This is a genomic window from Streptomonospora arabica, assembly GCF_039531585.1.
Lineage (GTDB): Bacteria > Actinomycetota > Actinomycetes > Streptosporangiales > Streptosporangiaceae > Streptomonospora > Streptomonospora halophila.
On the sequence record NZ_BAAAQI010000029.1, the window covers coordinates 12721 to 33226 of the forward strand.

Annotated in this window: 14 protein-coding genes; 5 read left to right on the forward strand and 9 right to left on the reverse strand. The window is 74.7% G+C overall.

Features of this window, described 5'->3' with window-relative positions:
* Window positions 1-65: 65 nt before the first annotated feature.
* Complete coding sequence (locus ABD284_RS25105; RefSeq protein WP_344148744.1) at window positions 66-3056, reverse strand: FAD-binding and (Fe-S)-binding domain-containing protein; 2991 nt, start codon at window positions 3054-3056, stop codon at window positions 66-68.
* A gap of 208 nt (window positions 3057-3264) precedes the next feature.
* Between ABD284_RS25105 and ABD284_RS25110 the strand changes: the two genes are divergently transcribed.
* Window positions 3265-4431 carry a pyridoxal-phosphate-dependent aminotransferase family protein gene (locus ABD284_RS25110; RefSeq protein WP_344148747.1) on the forward strand — a complete coding sequence of 389 codons (1167 nt, stop codon included), beginning with the start codon at window positions 3265-3267 and terminating at the stop codon, window positions 4429-4431.
* Between the two features lie 63 nt (window positions 4432-4494).
* Here the strand turns inward: ABD284_RS25110 and ABD284_RS25115 are convergent, their stop codons facing one another.
* From ABD284_RS25115 to ABD284_RS25125, 3 genes are all read right to left on the reverse strand, one after another.
* A complete protein-coding gene (locus ABD284_RS25115) occupies window positions 4495-5859 on the reverse strand; it encodes a GntP family permease (protein ID WP_344148750.1) in 1365 nt (454 codons plus the stop codon).
* A gap of 655 nt (window positions 5860-6514) precedes the next feature.
* Window positions 6515-6847 (reverse strand): hypothetical protein, encoded by a 333-nt coding sequence (locus ABD284_RS25120; protein WP_344148753.1) that lies wholly within the window; start codon window positions 6845-6847, stop codon window positions 6515-6517.
* A 287-nt stretch (window positions 6848-7134) separates the two neighbouring features.
* A complete protein-coding gene (locus ABD284_RS25125; protein ID WP_344148756.1) occupies window positions 7135-7887 on the reverse strand; it encodes an SAM-dependent methyltransferase in 753 nt (250 codons plus the stop codon).
* Between the two features lie 173 nt (window positions 7888-8060).
* Between ABD284_RS25125 and ABD284_RS25130 the strand changes: the two genes are divergently transcribed.
* Together ABD284_RS25130 and ABD284_RS25135 are read left to right on the forward strand one after the other, a co-directional pair.
* Window positions 8061-8813 (forward strand): MerR family transcriptional regulator, encoded by a 753-nt coding sequence (locus ABD284_RS25130; protein ID WP_344148760.1) that lies wholly within the window; start codon window positions 8061-8063, stop codon window positions 8811-8813.
* Window positions 8814-9034: 221 nt separating this feature from the next.
* Window positions 9035-10225: a cytochrome P450 gene (locus ABD284_RS25135; protein WP_344148763.1), complete on the forward strand. Its 1191-nt coding sequence runs from the start codon at window positions 9035-9037 to the stop codon at window positions 10223-10225.
* Window positions 10226-10733: 508 nt separating this feature from the next.
* Here the strand turns inward: ABD284_RS25135 and ABD284_RS25140 are convergent.
* Window positions 10734-11339 carry a TetR/AcrR family transcriptional regulator gene (locus ABD284_RS25140; RefSeq protein ID WP_344148766.1) on the reverse strand — a complete coding sequence of 202 codons (606 nt, stop codon included), beginning with the start codon at window positions 11337-11339 and terminating at the stop codon, window positions 10734-10736.
* A 182-nt stretch (window positions 11340-11521) separates the two neighbouring features.
* Window positions 11522-14179, reverse strand: a complete 2658-nt coding sequence (locus tag ABD284_RS25145; RefSeq protein WP_344148769.1) for a PEP/pyruvate-binding domain-containing protein — start codon at window positions 14177-14179, stop codon at window positions 11522-11524.
* Window positions 14180-14606: 427 nt separating this feature from the next.
* On the opposite strand from ABD284_RS25145, the gene ABD284_RS25150 reads away from it, so the two are divergent.
* The gene (locus tag ABD284_RS25150) at window positions 14607-14999 is read left to right on the forward strand and encodes a VOC family protein (protein ID WP_344148772.1); all 393 of its coding nucleotides are present in this window, start codon (window positions 14607-14609) and stop codon (window positions 14997-14999) included.
* A 137-nt stretch (window positions 15000-15136) separates the two neighbouring features.
* On the opposite strand, the gene ABD284_RS25155 is transcribed toward ABD284_RS25150, so the two are convergent.
* On the reverse strand, window positions 15137-15340 hold the full coding sequence (locus ABD284_RS25155; protein WP_311547695.1) for a cold-shock protein: 204 nt from the start codon (window positions 15338-15340) through the stop codon (window positions 15137-15139).
* A 779-nt stretch (window positions 15341-16119) separates the two neighbouring features.
* Here ABD284_RS25155 and ABD284_RS25160 point away from each other — a divergent pair.
* On the forward strand, window positions 16120-17247 hold the full coding sequence (locus ABD284_RS25160) for an MFS transporter (RefSeq protein ID WP_344148777.1): 1128 nt from the start codon (window positions 16120-16122) through the stop codon (window positions 17245-17247).
* Between the two features lie 83 nt (window positions 17248-17330).
* On the opposite strand, the gene ABD284_RS25165 is transcribed toward ABD284_RS25160, so the two are convergent.
* Window positions 17331-18935: a glucuronyl esterase domain-containing protein gene (locus ABD284_RS25165; protein ID WP_344148780.1), complete on the reverse strand. Its 1605-nt coding sequence runs from the start codon at window positions 18933-18935 to the stop codon at window positions 17331-17333.
* A gap of 522 nt (window positions 18936-19457) precedes the next feature.
* A complete protein-coding gene (locus ABD284_RS25170) occupies window positions 19458-20213 on the reverse strand; it encodes a dienelactone hydrolase family protein (protein ID WP_344148783.1) in 756 nt (251 codons plus the stop codon).
* Window positions 20214-20506 lie beyond the last annotated feature (293 nt).

Here is a 20506-nt window from a genome sequence, read left to right on the forward strand (position 1 = left end):
CTGTGCGCGCGGCGGGCCTCATGCGGGCCGGCGAAGGCCGAGCGGGCTCCGGCGGTGCGCCCGCGTCACCTCTCCGCACCCGCCTCGCGGGCTGCGCCGGTGCCCGGCCCGAAGACCGCCTCGTGCAGCAGCTCCACCGGGTGGCGCGCCCGGCGGCCGGTGCCGTGGGCGATCTGCTGGCGGCAGGAGACCCCGGTCGCGCAGACCTCCGCCCGGGGAGCGGCGTCGATGGCCGGGAAGAGGCGCTGTGCGCCGATGGACATGGACAGGTCGTAGTGCTCGGCCTCGAACCCGAAGGACCCCGCCATTCCGCAGCAGCCGGCGTCGAGTTCGCGCACCGCCGCGCCGGGCAGGTGCCGCAGCAGGCGCATGCTCGCGTCGGTGCCGAACGCCGCCTTCTGGTGGCAGTGCCCGTGGAACAGCAGCTCCGCGGGCGCTCCGTCGCCTCCGTCGCCCTTCGCCTCACTTATCCGCAGGCGCCCGTCGTCGAGCGCGTCGGCGAGCAGGTCCTCCACCAGGCGGGCCTGGGCGCCGACGGCGGCGGCGCGGCCTCCTCCCACGAGCCGGCCGTGCTCGTCGTGGAGGGTGGCCACGCACGAGGGCTCGCAGCCGACGACGACGGCGCCCCGCTCGGCGTCGCCGGCGAGCCGGTCGACGAGGCCGGCCGCCGTCCTCTTCGCGTCGTCGAGCAGGCCCTTGGAGATCTGCGCGCGGCCGCAGCACAGGTCCGGCTCCATCCGGATCCGCCAGCCCGCCGCCTCCAGCAGCTCCACGGCCGCCTTTCCGATGTGCGGCTCGGTGAAGCTGGTGAAGGAGTCGGCGAGGAAGACCGCCTCGCCGGCGGGCCGCGCGGCCGCGGCACTGCGCCGGGGCCGGCGCCGGTCCCGGCGCCGGAACCAGCGGATCAGGTTGTCGCGCCGGAACGCCGGCAGCGGCCGGCGGCGGTCGATGCCCAGGAGGCGGTGCATGAGCGCACGCAGGGGCGTGATCCGCCCGGGCAGGTTCGACAGCGGGGCGGCCGCGGAGCCCCAGGAGTTGAGCCGGCGGATCATGCCGAATACCCGCGTCCGCAGCGGTGTCCCGTGCTCGCTGTGGTAAGCCGCCAGCGACTCGCTCTTGAACGTGGCCATGTCGACCGACATCGGGCACTCGTTCTTGCACGCCTTGCACTCCAGGCAGAGGTCCAGGACCTCGTGGAGGCGCTCGCCGGCCAGCGCGGCGCGGGGGTCGGGCTCTGACAGCGCCTTGACCAGGGCGTTCGCGCGCCCGCGGGTCGAGTGCTCCTCGTCGCGCGTGGCCATGAACGAGGGGCACATGGTGCCGCCCGACCCGGCGGGCTTGCGGCAGGCCCCGATGCGCATGCACCGGTCGGCCGCGCCGCGCATGCCGCCGTGCCCGCTGAAGTCGAAGCGCGTCGGCACGTCGACCGCGGTGGGCAGGTTCGGCGTGCGGAGGTTCTCCGTCATCGCGGGAGCGTCCACGATCTTGCCCGGGTTGAGCAGGCGGTCGGGGTCGAAGGCGGCCTTGGCCTCGCGCATCGCCTGGTAGAGCTCGGGACCGAAGATCCGCTCGTTGAACTCGCTGCGCGCCAGCCCGTCGCCGTGCTCGCTGGAGTTCACCCCGCCGTAGGAAAGGGCCAGGTCGCAGACCTCCTCGGCGACCGCGCGCATCGTGACCACCTGCTCGGGCCGGCTGAGGTCCATGAACGGGCGCACGTGCAGGCATCCGGCCGACGCGTGCCCGTAGAAGCCCGCGCGCAGGCCGTGGCGGTCGAGGATCTCGGCGAAGCGGGCGGTGTACTCGGCCAGGTGCTCCGGGGGCACCGCCGTGTCCTCCACGAAGGCGATGGAGCGCTCCTCGGGCCGGCCGGCCGCCATCAGCAGGCCGAGCCCGGCCTTGCGCAGGGCCCGGAACGGCTTCTGCTGCTCGGCCGTCGCGGCGCGGACCACGGCGTAGCCGTGCCCGCCGGCGCGCCACAGCGTCTCCAGCCGCACCGCGCCCGCGTCGGCTTCGGCGGCCTCGTCGGCGTAGAACTCCACGAACAGCAGCGCGGCGGGCTCCCCCTCCAGCCGGGCGGCCAGATGGCGGTGCTCGGGCGACCTTCGGGACAGGTCCAGGATGAAGCCGTCCACCAGCTCGATGGCGGCGCCGCCCGCGGCCATGGCGTCGTCGGTGGCCGCGATGGCCTCGGCGGTGGAGGCGAAGTGCCCGATCACCATGACCGTTGCGGAGGGTTTGGGAGTCAGCGCGACCTCCGCCTCGGTGACCACCGAGAGCGTCCCCTCCGAGCCCGCGGTGAACGCGGCGAGGTCGAAGGGCCCGTGGGCCAGCCGGTCCAGGCGGTAGCCCCCCGCTCGGCGCCAGAAGGTCTGCGGGCAGGCGTCGACGGCCGCCCGGCTGCGTTCGGCGAGTGCGGGAAGCTCGCGGTAGATGCGTCCTTCGAGGTCGCTCTGCGCCGCCTTGGCCTCGACGACGCCCGCCGCGGCGGGGCCCAGGCGCACGCGTGCGCCGTCGGCCAGGACCGCGTCGAGGGTGTGCACGTGGTCGATCGTCATGCCGTAGGCGGCGGAGCGGGACCCGCAGGAGTTGTTGCCGATCATCCCGCCGAGGGTCGCGCGGTTGCCGGTCGAGGTGTCGGGGGCGAAGAACATGCCGTGCGGGGCGGCCGCGGCGTTCAGCTCGTCCTGGACGAGTCCGGGCTGCACGCGGGCCCGGCGCTGCTCGGGGCTGATCTCCAGGACCCGGTTCATGTGGCGGGAGAAGTCGAGCACCACCGCCTCGCCCACGGTCTGCCCGCAGTGGCTGGTGCCCGCGCCCCGGGGCAGTACCGGTGTCGCGAACCGGCGGGCGGTCTCCACGACGGCGGCGACGTCGTCGGCGTCGCGGGGCGCGACCACGCCGACCGGGGTGATCTGGTACATGCTGGCGTCGGTGGCGTACATGTGGCGCGTGTAGGCGTCGAACCGCACCTCCCCGCTGACGGCCCGGCGCAGTTCCGCTTCGAGATCATCGCTGTTTCCGCGTTCCGGCGTCATCGTTTCCGGGGTTTCGGCCACGGCAGCACTCCACCTTCCACGCTCCGGAGAGAGGGGCGCCTCGACCCTAGGCACTTCCATATGGCGATATCAAGAGTTTGTAATGCGAAACCACGAACGTACACTGACGCCAGGTTTCGGAAAGCTCCGTTGCCTGAAGAACGGACAGCGAAAACCACGATTCCACAATTCGGTAAGTGAATTCCGGAATGCGGAAAAATGGAGGGGCATGTCAAGCGGCCGTCATTTCCTGCAGATCCCGGGACCTACGAACGTCCCCGACCGGGTGCTGCGCGCCATCAGCTACCCGACCATCGACCACCGCGGCCCGGAGTTCGCCGACCTCGGGCTCGACGCCCTGGACAAGCTGAAGTCGGTGCTGAAAACCGGGGCCGACGCCGTCATCTACCCGTCCTCCGGCACAGGGGCGTGGGAGGCGGCCCTGGTGAACACCCTCTCGCCGGGCGACCGGGTCCTGATGTTCGAGTCCGGCCAGTTCGGCACCCTGTGGGCGAACCTCGCGCGCGACCTCGGGCTCGACGTCGAGTTCGTCCCCGGCGACTGGCGCAGCGGCGTCGACCCGGCGGTGGTCGAGGAGCGGCTGAGCGCCGACCCCGGCCACCGGATCACGGCCGTCGCCGTGGTCCACAGCGAGACCTCCACCGGGGTCGTCAGCCGGATCCCCGAGGTCCGCGCGGCCATGGACCGCGCCGGGCACCCCGCGCTGCTGCTCGTCGACACCATCTCCTCGCTGGGGTCGGTGGACTACCGGCACGACGAGTGGGGCGCCGACGTCACGATCGGCTCCTCGCAGAAGGGCCTGATGCTGCCGCCGGGGCTGTCCTTCCACGGCATCAGCGCCAAGGCCCGGCGGGCGTCGGAGTCGGCCGGGTTCGCCCGCTCCTACTGGAACTGGGCGCCGATGCTGGAGTCCAACGCCGGGGGCTACTTCCCCTACACGCCGGCGACCAACCTGCTCTACGGGCTGCGCGAGGCCGTGGCGATGCTGCACGAGGAGGGCCTGGAACAGGTCTTCGCCCGGCACCGCCGGCTCGCGGCGGCCACCCGCGCCGCTGTCGAGGCGTGGGACCTGGAGCTGGTGTGCCGGGTGCCCGAGGAGTACAGCCCGGTCCTCACCGCGGTGGCGATGCCCGAGGGGGACGACGCCGACAAGCTCCGCGCGGCGATCCTGGAGCGCTTCGACGTCTCGCTCGGCGCCGGGCTGGGCAGGCTGCGGGGCCGCGTCTTCCGCATCGGCCACCTGGGCCACCTCAACGAGCCGGGGCTGCTCGGCACGCTGGGCGCGATCGAAGCGGGGCTGCGGCTGACCGGCACGGCCCACCGCCCCGGCGGCGTCACGGCTGCGGCGGAGTATCTGGCCGACACCTCCGGGTAGCGCCCCGGTGCGACCGGCGGGGCGCCCGGGGCACAGGCCGTGCCCCGGGCGCCCGGTGGCGCCTCAGATCAGCCCGAGGCTCCAGAGGATCACCACGGCCACCATGGACGAGGCCCCTCCGACCAGGGTCACGCCCCCGTAGGAGAGCAGCGCGGCGCGCAGGGACATGCCCGACAGCGTCGTGCAGACCCAGAAGTAGCTGGAGTTGAAGTACTTGATGATCACCGACCCGCTCGCGGCGGAGAGCATGGCCGCCTCCGGCGACAGGCCGAGCGTGGGCAGCATCGGCGCGGTGAGGGAGGACGCGGTGATCACGCCGACCGTGGTCGAGCCGGTGATCACGTTGGCGAGGACGCCCAGGATGAACGGCAGCAGGATCGAGGGGATACCGAGGTCCAGCGTGTTCTCGGCGATGACGTCGACCGTCGGTGTGGCCTGCAGCAGCTCGCTGAGCGCACCGCCCAGACCGGTGACCATGATGATCATCGCCGACCCCTTGAGGGCGTTCTCCACCCAGGTCTCGCGCAGCGTGCGGGAGTCCTCGATGCTGCCGGACCGCCACGCCAGCACATAGGCGAGCACGACGCCGACGCCGAGGGCGAAGACGGGCCAGCCCAGGAACACGGCCAGGCCGTGGACCGGGTTGTCCTCCGACAGCGCGAAGTCGGCGGCGCTGCTCCCGCCGATCAGCGCCAGGGGGACCAGGATGGGGGCGTAGGACCAGCCGAGCGGGGGTAGCCGCCGCTCGCTGTCGGCGTCGATTCCCCGGCCGCGGTACTCCTCGGACGGAGGCGAGGTGATGCGCGGGCCGACCAGGCGCGCGTACAGCCACCCCATGAGCGAGCCGAAGAGGGTGACCACGGACCCGTAGAGGATGATCACCCCGATGTCGGCCTCGACCACCGCCGCCGCGGCCAGCGGCCCCGGCGTCGGCGGCACGACGGCGTGGGTCAGCTGCATGGCGCCGACCAGGCCGGTGGCCATGGCGCTCATGGTGACGCCGGTCTCCAGCGCGGCCACGTGGACCAGCGGGTTCAGGATGACGTAGCCGACGTCGGAGAAGACCGCCAGCCCGATGACGAAGCCGGCGAGGGTGAGCGCCAGCGACATGTTGCGCTTGCCCACCAGGCGCAGCATGGAGCGCGTGATGCGCTCGACGGCGCCGGTGTTGCGAAGGGCTTCGGCGATCAGGGTCCCGAGGACGATGACGACCGCGATCGACTGGATGGTGCTGCCGAACCCCTTCTCGAACGCCTCGATGAAGACGGTCCGGTCGATGGTGGGCGCGAAACCCAGCAGCACGATCGGCACCAGGAGCGCGGCGAACACGTGCCATTTGTACCGGGCGATAAGGAAAAGCAGGACGACGATTACGGCGACGAATCCGACCAGAGCGACGACCGGCCGGTCCGTGATCGCTTCTTCCAACTGTCCAGTCCTCTCGGGGAGCCGAGCGGTGTCAGCACCGCGTCGGTTGACTGGTCTTAGGCGCGCGGATCAGAGCCCGAAACCTCGGGGGAATGCGGGGGCCGGCGGACGGGACGGCGCCCCGTGGCCCCGGGAGGCGAGATTGGGGAATCGACCGAAGGCAGGGCAGCGCTAAGTGGTCGGCGAATGGAGGGCGACCAGATATCGGGAATTATCTGTATTTCGTATTGCGAAATTTCTAATTCGCATCGCGACATATGACACTAAAGTTGAACCCGGTCCACGTCAACCCCTCTTTTCGACCCGAATACGACGACCGAAATAGGGCCGCACAGTACAAAGGGCGTCGGCGCAGGAACGACCGCCCCGCCGACCGGACCCGGAGTGCCCGCCGAGCCGACCCGGCACTCCCCTGAGGCGCGACGGACGCTTCCCGGACGGCTGCGGCGAGGCCCGGTCCGAGAAGCCCCGGTCGGTCGGGGACTGCCCGGCATACGGGCCGCGCACAGGCGAGGTCTCCGGTGAACACACGCACCGGGGCGATCACACGCCGGCCATCCGGTTCGCCAGGCTCGCCCTGCGCTATGGGCCGCGGCCCACACCGCGGGATCGACATCCGGCCGCGCGATCGCGCGACGACACCTTGCGAGCCGGCCTACGCGCGGGGCGGCGCGGGCGCCAACCGGGTCGCCGGCGGCAGCGGCGCGTGATCAGGGGAGGCGCGGAACGCCTCGATCGCGAGCGCGGCGAAGCGGCGGGAGGCCGCGACCCGCCCGGCGGCCGAAGCGGCGTGGACGCCCCGGTTGGCCATGAGCACGAGGACCAGGTCGTCCAGCACGAAGTCGCGGCGCAGGAGGCCGGCGTCCTTGGCGCGGCGGGCCAGCTCGGCGATCGACCTCAGCGCGCGTTCGCGGTCGCCGGCGAAGTCCATCGCGTCGGGGAACGCCGTCATGAAGGCGTCGGTGAAGCCCCGGTCGTGCGCGTGCATCTCGCAGACCTCCTCGACCACGCGGGACGGGAGACCTCTTCGGCCGGGGCCAAAACCGGTGCTCTGCGCGAACCCCGACCGCGCTCTCGTCAAGGCGTTCATCGGACACGGCCTTGTGGAGGTGGGGACGTCGAAATGCAGGTGCGGGTGATCCGTGACCGGATCGCGTCTGTGTTCACCCGAGTGCGAAGCCATCGCCTTTACGATGTAGATTTTCTGGTCGGCGGCCTTGCATCGGCATCGGCCGAGCTGGCCACCGCCCCTTCCACGCCCGGCCCGTCCGAGACTCAGACCCGCACGAGGGTGAGGTAGGCGAACCCCACCGTCTCGCGCATGCTGTGCAGCCGGGCCCTGAGGTGGGAGTCCGCCTTCTCCCGGACCTCGCTCGCGTCGGGTGAGGCGGAGTTCTCCCCGAGCCAGTCCTCCCACCTGCGCGCATGGCCGGACTCGAAGTCGTCCCACTCGTCCAGGCTCGCCTGGGAGAGCGCGAGCAGCCGGAACCCGTGCGCGAGGGCGAGGTCGACCAGGTCGGGCAGCGTACGGTACTGGCCCGGCGGGACCGGCATCGCCGACAGCTCGGCGGCGGTCGGCTCCCGCAGCCAGAAGCACTCGCCGAACAGCAGCCGCCCGCCGGGCCGCAGCAGTCGGCTGACCGCGGCGAGCGCGTTGCCCGTGTGGGCCTCGGGCTCGCCGCCCCACACGTGGGCGGCGCCGACGTTGAACACCGCATCCGCCGGCGGGCCGGTCCACGCCGCCGCGTCGCCTGCGGTCAGCTCGACGCGGTCGGCCAGGCCGCGCGCCGCGGCGTTGGCCCGGCCGCGTGCGACGAGGTCCGTGTCGAGGTCGACCCCCGCCCCTGTAGCCGCGGGCTCGGCCTCCAGCGTACGCAGCAGCAGCTCCGCCCACCCGCAGCCGAGGTCGACAACCCGGCAGCCGGCCAGGGGGCCGAGCGAGCGGATCAACCGGCCGGCGCGCTCGCCGGAGAGCGGGCCGTTGAAGTCGAGACGGCGGTACGGGGCGGGCACCTCGGGAGAGACCATCCGCCGAGCCTGCCGCACCCGCGGGCGGGCGTCCAACCGGTTCTCCCGCCTGGCTCATGCCGCGGCGGCCGGCAGGCGCTGCCGGCCGCCGCGGGGCGGCGGCGCGCCCGCCTCCCTCCCCCGGCCGCGTCGCGCGTTGACCTTGACGCGGCGTCAACGCCTCTAATGGACGCATGCGAATCGGCGAGCTCGCCGCGCTGGTCGGGGTGTCCACCCGGACCGTGCGGCACTACCACCACCAGGGAATCCTTCCCGAGCCCGAGCGGCTGTCCAACGGCTACCGGGAGTACCGCCTGCGCGACGCGGTCGCCCTCGCCCGCATCCGCCGCCTGACCGAGTTGGGCCTGTCCCTGGACGAGATCCGCGACGTCCTGGCCGACGACCGCGGCCGTGAGCTGCGGGAGGTGCTCGCGGAGCTGGACGCCGACCTGGCGCGCCAGCAGCGGGCGATCGCGGCCAAGCGGGAGCGGCTGGCGGAGCTGCTGCAGGAGGCGGACCTGGGTCCGGACTCCGCGGTGTCGCCCCGGATGGCGGAGGTGCTGCGCGGGCTGCCCGCGAGCGGTTCGGACTTCGCCGAGTTCGACCGCGGGTTCCTGGGGGTCGTCGACACCGGCGCCGACCCCGCCGACCGGGCCGCGCTCGGTGACCTGTTCCGCCTGCTCGCCGAGCCCGAGGCGGCCGAGCGGACGCGTGCGATCTACACGCGGCTGGACGAGATCGCCGAGGCCGACACCGACGACCCCCGCGTCGCCGCGCTCGCCCGCGACCTGGCCGCCCATCTGCCCGGCGAGCTGGCCTCGGCCATGGTCGCGAGCCTCGACGACAGCGAGCACGGCCGGTGGCTGGACGCGCTCTCGCGTGAGCTGCCCGCCGCCCAGGCCGAGGTGTTCCGGCAGGTCGTGGCCCTGCTGCGGGAGCGGGTGTGATCCCGCGAACCGTGCGCGGGACACCTCCTGCGGTCCTCGGGGCGCGGGCCGGAGCCTCCCGCCGCCGCTCGCGGCAGGCCCCGGCCGGCCCACCTCCCGTGCGCCGCGCCCCGCCGGGGACCGGCGCCAGAATCCCCAACGCGTGCGGCGGTGCGGCGGTGCCGCGGCATCGCCGAGCGCGCCCGCCTATCACCCGTGCCGTCACCAGAGAGGCTTTTGCCATGTCTGACACCGACCGCAGGCTGCCCTTCGACCGGCCCCGCCCGCTGGACCCGCCGCCTGCCTACGCCGAGCTGCGCCGCAGCGAGCCCGTCGCCCGGGTGACCGCCCCCGACGGGCGGCGCGCGTGGCTGGTCACCTCCTACGAGGCCGTGGCCGCGGCGCTGGCCGACCCGCGGCTGGGGATGACCCCGTCCGGCGCCGCCGAACCCGGAAACGACACGCTGTTTCAGGACGGCGATGCCCACACCCGCCTGCGCCGACTGGTCGCCAAGGCCTTCACGCCCCGCAGCGTCGCGGCCGTGCGTCCGCGCATCGAGGAGCTGGCCGCCGCGCACGTCGACGCGTTCGCCGACGCCGGCCCGCCCGCGGACCTCGTCGCGGGACTGGCATCCCCGCTGTCGCTGGCGGTGATCGGCGAACTGATCGGCGTGGAGATCGGGGAGCGCGAGCGCTTCAGCGCGCTGGCCGAGGCGGCCGGCTCCGTGGACTTCTTCTCCCTGGACGACGAGGAGCAGGCGGCCGCGGCGATGAAGGCGTGGGACGACCTCACCGGCTACGCCTCCGGGCTGGTCGCCGCCAAACGCGAGGATCTCGGAGACGACCTGCTCAGCGCCCTGATCTCGGTACGCGACGCCGACGACGGCCGGCTCAGCGGCGAAGAGCTCACCGCGATGGCCACCACCCTCGTCGCCGCGGGCTACCAGACGACCCGCAACGCCATCTCCGTCGGCGTGATCCAGCTCCTCACCGAGGGGCGGCTGGCCGGGCTCGCCGATGCCGGGGCCGAGGAGGTGGCCGCCGTCGTGGAGGAAATCCTGCGCCTGGAGGCCGGGGTGATCGCCGAGCCGTTCCCGCGCTGGGCCCACACCGACCTCGAACTGGACGGCGTCGCGATCGCGGCGGGAGACGCGGTCCTGGTCCGGCTGGAGGCGGCCAACCGCGATCCGGCGCACTTCTCCGACCCGGACCGCTTCCTGCCGGAGCGGCGGTCCGCGAGCCCGCACCTGTCCTTCGGCCGCGGTCCGCACCACTGCCTCGGTGCGGCGCCGGCCCGGATCGAGCTCGGGGCGGCGCTGGCCTCCCTCGCCCGGCGCCTGCCCGGCCTCCGGCTGGGAGCCGCGGTAGAGGAGCTGGTCTGGGTCCGCGGCCAGACCGACGGCGGCCCCGCCACGGTGCCCGTCACCTGGTGACACGCCACAGAGGACACCAGCCGCCCCGTGGCGGCACCGCCGACCCGGCGAACCGAGCCGCCACCACCATGCAGCGACTCCGCAAAGCGCACAACAAGCGAAGAAAGACGAGACGCCCCCGCCCGTCCACAAAGGGGGCCGCGCAGCGCCCGCGCCGGTGACAGGCCCGGCACGAGCACAAACCGCGCGCCCCATCAGCACGGGGGCGGTGGCCGCGCTCGGCGGGAGCGGCGCGCCGCTCACCGTGGCGAAGCCGCGCCGGATGCGCACCGGTCCTCATCGGTCCGCCGTCGTGGTCGTTCCGGCGCACCCCTGGCACAGGGGTCCCGCAGCGGCGGATGCGGGCCGCACCGGCCGCCCTCGCGCGAAGCCGTGGCCGACCGGCGCCGAGACCTGCCAGGCGGGCGCGCCGGTGCGCGTGGTCCCGGCGCTCCCACGGCGGCGCACCCGTGCGCGCGGCGACGCCGGCCGGCCCGATGACCCCGCCGGAGGTGCGGACGCGCGGACGCTACCGGGCCCGGAACAGGGGGAGCAGGACCTCGTCCACGATGCCGGTGACGACCTCGTCGGCGACGGGGCCGCCGTGGGACAGGAAGTGGTAGCGCAACAGGGCGTGGCCGGTCTCCAGCTGGCGCTCCGTCACCGCCCGGCCGTCGATCTCGCCGCGGGCGTCGGCGCGCCGGACCACCTCGCGCACAGCGGCGACGCTGGTGCCGCGGGCGCGGGCGCGCACCTGCGCCGCGCGGGTGTCGTCCTGGAGCACCTCACTGATCACTCCGCGCATCGCCTGGCCCGCAGGGCCGGCGAGGTTGTCGTTGACCAGGCGCAGCATCGCGAGCAGGTCGCCGCGCAGGGTGCCGGTGTCGGCGACGTCGGCGGGCTCGGGCAGAAGGTGGTAGGCGGTGTCCATCACCAGTTGCAGCTTCCCGGGCCAGCGGCGGTACAGCGAGCCCTTGCTCGCCTGGGCCCGTTCGGCGACGCCCTCCATGGTGAGTCCCGCGTAGCCGACCTCCGCCAGTTCGGCCACGACCGCCTGGACGATCGCGTCGTGCAGCGCGGCGCCGCGGCGCCGCGGGCGCCTGCGGTGGTCGGTGCCGGAGGCCGCGGACTCCATGCTCCTCGCTCCTTCCGTGCGGGACGGCGCGGTCGGCCTGTGGGGCCGGATCACCGCCATCCTGCACCATGCCCCGGCGTCGCGGCGCGCCGCGGGCGGCGGCTCGCATACCGGCCCCCGGGCGCCGCACCCGCGCGCCCGCCGCTCAGCCGGGCGCGTGCGGCACCGGCGCCGGAGCACCGTCACGGCGACTCCCGCCCGCCGGCCGCCGTCACGCGGCCGCGGTCGCCGTCCACCGCCACCGCCTGCCCGTCGGCCAGCGCCGCGGTCCCCGAGCCGGTGCCGAGCACCGCCGGTATGCCGTACTCCCGGGCCACGATCGCGGCGTGGGAGGCGGGCCCTCCGGTGTCGACCACGACCCCGCCGGCGCGCTGGAACAGCGGCGTCCATGACGGGTTGGTGTAGGGGCAGACCAGGATCTCCCCCGCCTGCAGGCTCCCGAACGCGTCACCGTCGAGGACGACCCGGACCCTGCCGGTCGCCCGGCCGCCTCCGCCGGGCGTGCCCGTCGCCAGGGCGTCGCCGGGGTCCGCGGAGTCGGGGAACAGCGTGGTCGCCGCGATCATGGGCGCCCCGGCGTACTCCGAGCGGCGCGCCGCACGCAGCCGCACGCGCTCGCGCAGCGCCCCGGCCCTGTCGGCGGCGACACGCTCCGGCGCGTCCAGCCGCTCCAGCTCCTCCAGGCGCAGATGCCACACGTCCTCGGGCGCGGGCAGGACCCCCGCCGCGGCCAGGCGCCGGCCCGCCTCCAGCACCGCGCGCCGCAGCACGGGCAGCACCCGGGTGAACTCGAAGTGGGTGTCCTCCCGGAACGCTGTTCCGGTGCGGGCGGCCTCCACGCGCCGCCGCATCCGCGCTCGGGCGCGCGGCCGGTCGCGCAGGCGCGGGTGGTCGAGCACCTGTTCCACGGCCCGGCGCGGCGGATCGACGGGGCGCGGGTCCGCGCCGCCGCCGACGAGGCCCTGGACGGCGCCGAGGACGACCGCGGGGGCGTCGATCCAGGTCGGGGCAGAGAGCAGCAGCGCGCTCGCCGTCTCGCGGTGGCCGTACTCCGCCAGGAAGCCGTCCAGCGCCTCCCGGAACCCGGCGAACTCCGGGGCCTCGCGCACGCGCTCCACCAGGGCCTGCGGATCTCCGGCGGCGAACGACGAGGCCAGCACGGGATCGGCGTCGACCCGCCGGGCCAGCTCGTTCAGCGCGAGGTTGCAGTCCGTCGTGCGGGTGCGCGAGCCCGCGACCAGGTCGGCGAAGAGTGCGCTCAGGCCGAGGCGGCGCAGCGCCAGCCGCAGCCGGACCAGCGCCAGTCCGGCGGCCGGCAGGTAGTCCACCCGGAGGGCGGTGGCCAGATCCACCGCGGCGGCCACGCGGTGCGGGATCCGCATCAGGTCGCGCCAAGCGAGGTCCGCGAGGCGGTCGGACTCCAGGTCGGCCACGCGCCGCTCGAACTCCGCGAGCCGGGGATCGCCGCGCCAGGCGGCGGGGTCGTAGCGGCGGATCCGCGAGGCCAGGCGGACCGGGGCGGTGAGCGTGCGCCACGTGGGCCGGGGCGCGGGCGGGGCGAAGCGGTCGACCACGCCGTCCACCTCGGGCAGTATGGCCGCGAAGTCCAGGCGAGCGCCGGGCAGCTCGGTCATCATCTCCTGCACCATGCGCCCGGGGCCGGGCAGGATCCAGGCCGTCACGTCCAGCGGGTAGGGGCGCACGGTGAACATCTCGTAGAGGGTGGGTGCCATGAAGCGCTGGAAGCGGTTCATCCGGACGGGGGCCGGCGGCAGCGCGGTGAGCGGCCGCGACTGCAGGAGCACGATCCGGCCGTCGGCGTAGGCCCATTCCGTGTCCTGCGGGCGGCCGAAGAAGCCGGCCACCGAGGCCCCCAGGGCGGCGAGCTCGGTGAGCGCCTCCTGCGGCAGGCTCCGCCGGCCGTCGGCGGCCCCCGTCCCGGCTTCCTCGACGGTCCCGCCGCCCTGCGCCGCACGGACGACGACCTCGCGGCGGCCGGGCCTGAAGGTGCGGACGGCGCCGCCGGGGTCCAGGACGTAGTGGTCGGGGGTGACCGCGCCGGAGACCACGGCTTCGCCCAGGCCGGGGCTGGCGTCGACCACCAGCTCCTCCCGGGACCCGGTGACCGGGTTCGCCGTGAACATGACCCCGGCGGCCTCGGCCTCGGCCATGGCCTGCACCACCACCGCGATGCGCACCTGCGCGGACTCCAGACCCAGGCGGTGCCGGTAGGCGATGGCGCGGTCGGTCCACAGCGACGCCCAGCAGTCGCGGACCGCGTCGACGACCGCGTCGGCGCCGGCGACGTTGAGGTAGGTGTCCTGCTGCCCCGCGAATGCGGCGCCGGGCAGGTCCTCCGCGGTCGCGCTGGACCGCACAGCCACCGGGCCGCCGCCGAGGGCGGAGTAGGCGGCGGTAACGGCCGCGCGCAGCTCGGCGGGGACCTGCGCGGCGGCGATCTCCGCGCGGACGGCGGCCCCGGCCGCCGCGGCGTCCACCCCGTCGGCGGTCTGCGCCTCAGCGAGGCGGGCCGCGATGCGGTCGGCCAGGCCGCCGCGTTCCAGCACCCGGGCGTAGGCGGCGGTGGTGACCACGAACCCGTCGGGCACCGGGTATCCGGCCTGCAGCAGCGCGCCGAGGTTGGCCCCCTTGCCGCCGGCGCTGTCGAGATCGGCGGCGCCGAAGGCGCTCAGCGGCCGGACCCCACCCGGCACGTCACCGCGCCCGCCGCGCGCGCCGTCCCGCGGAGCGGGGCGCGGCCGCTGCTGCCCGGCAGCCTGCCCGGCGGCGCGCCGCGGCTCGCCCCCCTGCGTGGCGCGGTCCTGCTGCGGGGTCGTCATCATCCACTCCTCGGTCGGGAGGTCGTCCGGCTCGGGCGCCCTCGCGGCCCCGAACTCCCCCGCGGGGGCGGACGCCACCTCGGCGAGGGGTCTCGCCCGGCGGGAGCACCGCGCCGGTGGCCGCGAGCGGCCCCGCCGGGACTCGCCGAATCTTAGAGCACGTTCCGTCCTCTAATGAGCGTAGGCGTCACCGGGGCTCCGCGCAATGCCCGCACCCGTGCGCGCCCGCGGCACCGCAGCGGATGCACGAGGGGAGCCGTCGCACGCCGCGTCCTCCGCGGTTCCCGCGGGCGGGGGCGGCGGGGAAGGCGGGCGAGGGGGCGGGAGCGGGCGGAGGATCACCCACCGCCGCCGGTTCGCCTGAGCACAGGCCGGGTAGGTGCGTGACCGTCGCGCGCTCCGCGGCTGCGAGTGGGAGGGGGTCGCCATGGCGACGGTCCACGTGCGCTACATCGTCGACGACGTCGACGCCGCCGTCGAGTTCTACCGCCTGCACCTGGGGTTCACCGTGGAGGCCAGGCCGGGGCCCGGCTTCGCGGTACTCGCGCGCGGGGACCTGCGGCTGCTGGCCAGCGCCGCGTCCGGTCCGGGCGGTGCGGCCCAGCCGGTGCCCGACGGCCGAACGCCCCGGCCCGGCGGGTGGAACCGCATCCAGCTGCGGGTCGAGGACCTCGCCGCGGTGGTCGAAACGCTGCGCTCCGCCGGGGTGCGGTTCCGCGGCGACGTCGTCACCGGCCGCGGCGGCACGCAGGTCCTCGTGGAGGACCCGGCCGGCAACGCGGTGGAGCTGTTCCAGCCGTTCGCCCCCGAGTCCGGCTGACCGTGCCGCCGCCCCCGCGCAGAGCGCGAAGCGGTGCGGCGGCCCGGTGAAACGACGACTGCCCCCGCCGCGGACGGCGGGGGCAGTGTCAGTGCTGGATGGCGCGGAGCGTCCGGTCTACCGGGGCCGCGCCGCCACTACACCGCGCGGACGCGCTCGGCCTGCGGGCCCTTGGGGCCCTGCGTGACGTCGAACTCGACGCGCTGGTTCTCATCGAGGTTGCGGAAGCCGCTGCCGTCGATGTTGCTGTAGTGGACGAAGACGTCCGGGCCGCCCTCATCCTGGCTGATGAAGCCGAAGCCTTTTTCGCCGTTGAACCACTTGACTGTTCCCTGAGCCATGACTGCCTCCTGGCAGGTCGACGGGTCGAATCCGATTTTCCGGATCCGCGATCGCTTTCAGAGCGCCCACCCACCATCCCTGGCTGCAGGATCACTCGCGTTGAAGACTGCGAGCGCAATACACGAAGTCAAATTCGTACAACGAAAACGCACGATCGCTCAGTAGAACAACCTACAGCATCAGGTATTCCCCCCGCGCGGTTCTTCGCATCCGGAGTGTCCGGGCTGCACCGGAGGGGCGGCGCCGCTCGGAGCGGCCGGCGGCCGCAGAAGGGCACCGGTGCCTTCTCGCCGGGCGCCGGGCGCACCGCCCGCACCGGCACCCCGGAACCACCCCGCACCCGCTCCGACCTGCGCGGAACGGACGGACCGGCCGCCACAGCGGCGGCCGCCGGGCGGTCGCCTGGGGCCGCGGGCCGCAGCGGTCCGGGGCCCGTGTGCCGTGCCTTCTCCGGCGCCGCGACCGCGGGAACCGCGCGCTAAACGCCCGCGTACCCCCCGGGAATGTGTCCTTCGTCTCCAGACCGCGCGCCGGCCGGCCGCGGTGGGCGGTCCGCGGGCGGCGCCCCGCGGACACCGCCGCCGACGGTGGCCGACCATCCGCGCGGGCCTCTCACCTCTCCACCCGGACTCGGCCGGGGCCGGCCTGTTCTCCGGACGCCGCGCGGCGGCATCCTTGCGGCCTGGGACGGCGGCTCCGAGACTGGGAGCGGCGGGCCGGAGCGACGGATGGGTTGTGGGACGTGGTGAGCCCGGCGCGGCGGGCGTTGGCCGGAGCGGTGCTGCTCGATTTCGCGGTCGGCCCGCTGTTCCTCTGGGACGCCTTCAGCCGCACGCTCTCCGCCGAGCTGGGCGTGCCGGGCCCGCAGCTGAGCCTGGCCTATGCCGTCGGCCTGGCGTCCTTCACCGCCGGCGTGCTCGCGGGCGGGCGGGTCGCCGACGCGGTGGCGCCGCGGCGGCTCGCCCTGGCCGTCGGCGCGGGGGTGGTCGTGGGCTTGGCGACGGCCGGGCTGGCGGTGTCGCTGCCGGTCCTCGTGCTCGGCTTCGGCGTCGTGCTGGGCGGATCGACGGGACTCGGCTACGCCACCGCCGTCCGCGTCGCCGGGACCTCCGCGACCAGGCGCGGGAGTGCGGTGGCGGTGGTGGTCAGCGCCTACGCCGCCGGCGCGGTCGTGCTGGCCCCGGTCGTCGGCGTCCTGCTGGAGACGGTGGGGCGCACCGGGATGTTCGCGGCCCTCGCGGTCCTGCTCGGCTGCCTGACGGCGTGCGCGAGCGCCCTGCTGCCCGGAGCGGTGCCGCCGGCCCGCTCCGCGCCGCCGCGAGCACCGGGCGCGCCGCGGCCCCCGGCGCTGCGCCCCTACAGCCGACCGATCCTCGCGGCGTGGGCGATGTTCTGGCTGGGCAGTGCGCCGGCGCTGGTCGCGTTCGGGCACGCGGGCGGATTCGCCGGGGCGCCGGAGCTCGCGGTGGCGGCGGTGGCCCTGCTCAACGCGGGCAACTTCGCCGGGCGGCTGGCCGCGGGGCCGATCGCCGACCGGATCGGCCATGTCCCGGCCCTGCACGCCGCGGCGGCAGTGCTCGTCGGGGCGTGCCTGACGCTGGCCCTGGCCGACGGTCCCGGCGGCACGCTCGCGGCGCTGGGGGTCCTGGGCGCCCAGTACGGCGCCGTCTCGGTCCTCACGCCGATGGCGGTCGCCGAAGCCGTGCCCGCCGACAGGTTCGGCGCCGCCTACGGGCTGGTGTTCAGCGGGTGGGGCGCCGTGGGCCTCGCCGGGCCGGTCGGCGCCGCCTGGCTGGCGGCGGACACCGGCTATCCGGCGGTCGCCGCCGTGCTCACCGGTGTCGCGGTGCTGTTCTGGGGCGCGGTCGCAGGGGTGTCGGCGGCCCGGCGCGCACCCGCCCGGTAGCCGCGGGCGGGTGCGAACCGGGGTCCCGCCCCGGCGGCCGGTGCGGCGCCGAGTCGGGACTCCGCCGTCGCGGTCGCAGCCGGTCAGGAACCGGAGCAGCTGAGGCCGCTGGGTTCGGTGGTCGAGCCGGAGGCGACGAAACCGAAGGTGACGCTGCCGTCGGCGGGGAGTGCGCCGTTCCACTGCGTGTTGGTCACCGTGATGTCGCCGCTGGTGCCGGAGCTCTCGCCGTTCCAGATGTTGCTGAGGGACTGCCCGGGCGCCAGGGACATGTCGACGCTCCAGCCGTCGAGTGCACCGGGGGTGTCGTTGCGCACCGTCACCTCGCCCTGGTAGCCGCCGGACCAGGAGTTGACCGTCTGGTAGGCGGCGGTGCAGGTGCCGCTGCCGCCCGGATCGCCGCCGTCACCGGGGTCGTCTCCCCCGTCTCCCGGGTCTCCCCCGTCGCCGGGGTCGCCGCCGTCGTCGGTGAGTGTCGGCGTCTGCCAGTTCCGCCAGGCGGAGAGGTCGCCGGACTCGCTGGGCGAGATCCGGAACGCGCCCGGCGCGCTGCCCGAGTCCAGCAGGAACCGCTCGATGCTCTGCCGCATCGGGCCCTGCCATTGCGACCTGGTGGCGCAGTGGGTGCCGTCCTGGACGTCGGATATGTAGGAGATGTTCTCCCCTGCCCCGAGCGCCCGGTAGACCTCGCGCCCGCCCAGGGCGGCCACGCTGCCGGACGTGGCGCCCAGCCAGTCCACGTGCGGGTTCTCCATGATGAGCAGGCCCCGCGGCGCGACCATGCCCACGATCTCGTGCGTGTCCACGGGAAGGGCGGCCGGGTTGCCGGTGTAGGAGCTGAAAGCGTCGCCCAGCCAGGGCTGCTCACCGTAGGCGCTGCTCAGCGGCTGCGCGCCGTCCTCCTGGGCGACCGAGCGGAAGGCGGGGACGCCGGCGGTGCCCGACTCTACGGGCATGGTCAGGTCGATGCGCTGGTCGAACGCGCCGGCCACGAAGGCGCCCTTGCCGAACCGGGAGCAGCCGGTGACACCGGTGCCGTCGGCGCGCAGGACGCTGCCGCCGGACTGCTCGATGACGTCGATGATCCGGCTGATGCCCCAGGACCAGGCCATCAGCAGCCCAGTGCCGCTGGAGGAGCCGTAGAGGTCGTAGAACGCGCCCTGCTTGCTGTTTCGCGAGGTGCCCTCGGCGCCGACCGCGAAGGGGTCGAAGTCGATTACGGCGGCGCCGGAGGACGTGATCGTCTGGGTGTCGGCTCCGAGCCCGCCGAGGACGACGACGGCGGGGAACGGGCCGGAGCCGCTCGGCAGGTCGACGCCGGCCGAGAAGCTGGTGCTGCGGCCCTGGTCGGTCACGTTCACGGTGATGCCGGAGCCGGAGACGGTGCCGCTGACGCTGTCCGGCGGCGCGGGCTTCTGGCCGTAGACGGAGCTCTCCGCCAGCTCCTTGATCTCGGCGCGGCGGCACCGCCATTCGGACGTGGTGCTGATCCGGGTGCCGTCCAGCTTCGTGAAGGGGTCGGGCAGCAGGGCCTCGGACGTCTGCCCCGGATCGGGCACCGGGCAGTCGGCGCCGTCGTCCTCGTCGGCGAGGGCGCCGGCCTGGGGCGTGAGGGTGGCGGCCAGGGTCAGGGCGGTGACGCAGGCCGCGCCCGCCCAGGCCCGCGGCCCGTATCGGCGGAAGCGCATTCGGACCTCCATGGGATGGCGCGCAGCCGAGAGCGGCGGCCCGGCGGCCAAGGGCGCGCCGGGCCGCGTACCCGCCGGTTCGCACCGGATTGGGGGATGTACGCCGTTCCGACCCGCCCGCGGCACCGCCGCGAGGGCGGCGGCCGGGTGTGTGTAGGCGCATGCTGACTCCCGGTAGGGGTGGATGTGCGTTGCACGGGCCGGAATCAGGCTTGAAAGCGATTCCATGGTAATGAAAAATTTCGGCCGCTTTCCAGAACTTTCGCGGCTCAATTTCCGGAATGTTTTGGAAAGCGCTCTGGCCTGCCCCGGAGCCGGGGTGGACGGGCTGGGCGCCTCCTCCACTCCCCTACCCGGAACACGCGGCGGTGCGGGGCGGCCGGTCGCGCCGGGGCCGGCCCCTCCCGCGGCACGCCGCGGACGGCACACGGCCGCCCCGGGACGCACACGCACGCCGGCTACTCGGCGCGCGGGGTCCCGGGGCGGGCGCCGCCGGGGGCGGGCGCCGCGGGGAGCGGGCGCTCAGAGGGTGCGGCCGAACAGGTCCAGCAGCGCCTTCCAGTGGCGCTCGGTCGCCGCCTCGTCGTATGCGGCGGTGTCGGCCTGGGTGTAGCCGTGCTGCGCGCCCTCGTAGACCTCGGACGTGAAGCACACGCCCGCCGCGGTCAGGGCCCGGTCGAGGCGGTCGATCTGCTCGGGCGGCATCGCGTGGTCCTTGTCGGCGTGGCCGAAGTACAGCTCGGCCGTGATGCGGTCGGCAAGCAGGTGCGGGCCGTCAGGAGCGTCGGGGGCCAGGTTGGCGCCGTGGAATCCGGCCGCCGCGGCCACTCGATCGGCGTGGGTGGCGGCCGTGCGCAGGGACAGGATCGCGCCCATGCAGTAGCCGACGACGCCCGCCGGCCCGGCGGTGGCCTGGGGGACCTCGGCCAGGCGGTCCAGGTAGGCGCCGGCGTCGCGCACCACCTGCTCGGGCGTGAGCGACTGCATGATCGGACCGAGCCTCTCGAAGATCTCCGGGCGGTTGGAGGGGTCGATGAACTCCGGAATCTCGACGACCGGCGAGCGCCCGTGGCGGTAGTAGACGTTGGGCACCAGCACCGTGTAGCCGGCCGCGGCCAGGCGGGTCGCCATCCGCTTGAGCTGAGCGCGCAGCCCGAACGCGTCCATGTAGAGCAGGACGCCGGGATGGGTGCCGCCGTCGTCGGGGTGGGCGAGGTAGGCGTCGGCGACGCCGTCCTCGGTGGTGATGTCCACGGCGGTGCCGTACACGGTGGCCATGTGCGCTCCCTGGTAAGACGCGGAGACGGTTGCGGGCGGGCCGGGCCGGTCCCCGGTGCGCGCGCTCCGGCGCGGACGGCGGGAAGCTCGCCGCACGAGCGCGGCCGCCGTCCGCCGCGGATGCGCCGGCGGGACTCCTCCGGCACCGGCAAGGAGGCTACTCCCGCCGAGGCCGTGAAGCGGTCCGCCGCCTCCCCGAGCCGCCGAGCGGCACCTGCCGGCACGCGGCACAGCCGGAACCCCACCGACACCACCCGCTCCCCGTGCCGCCCAGTCCCCCGACCACCGCGGAC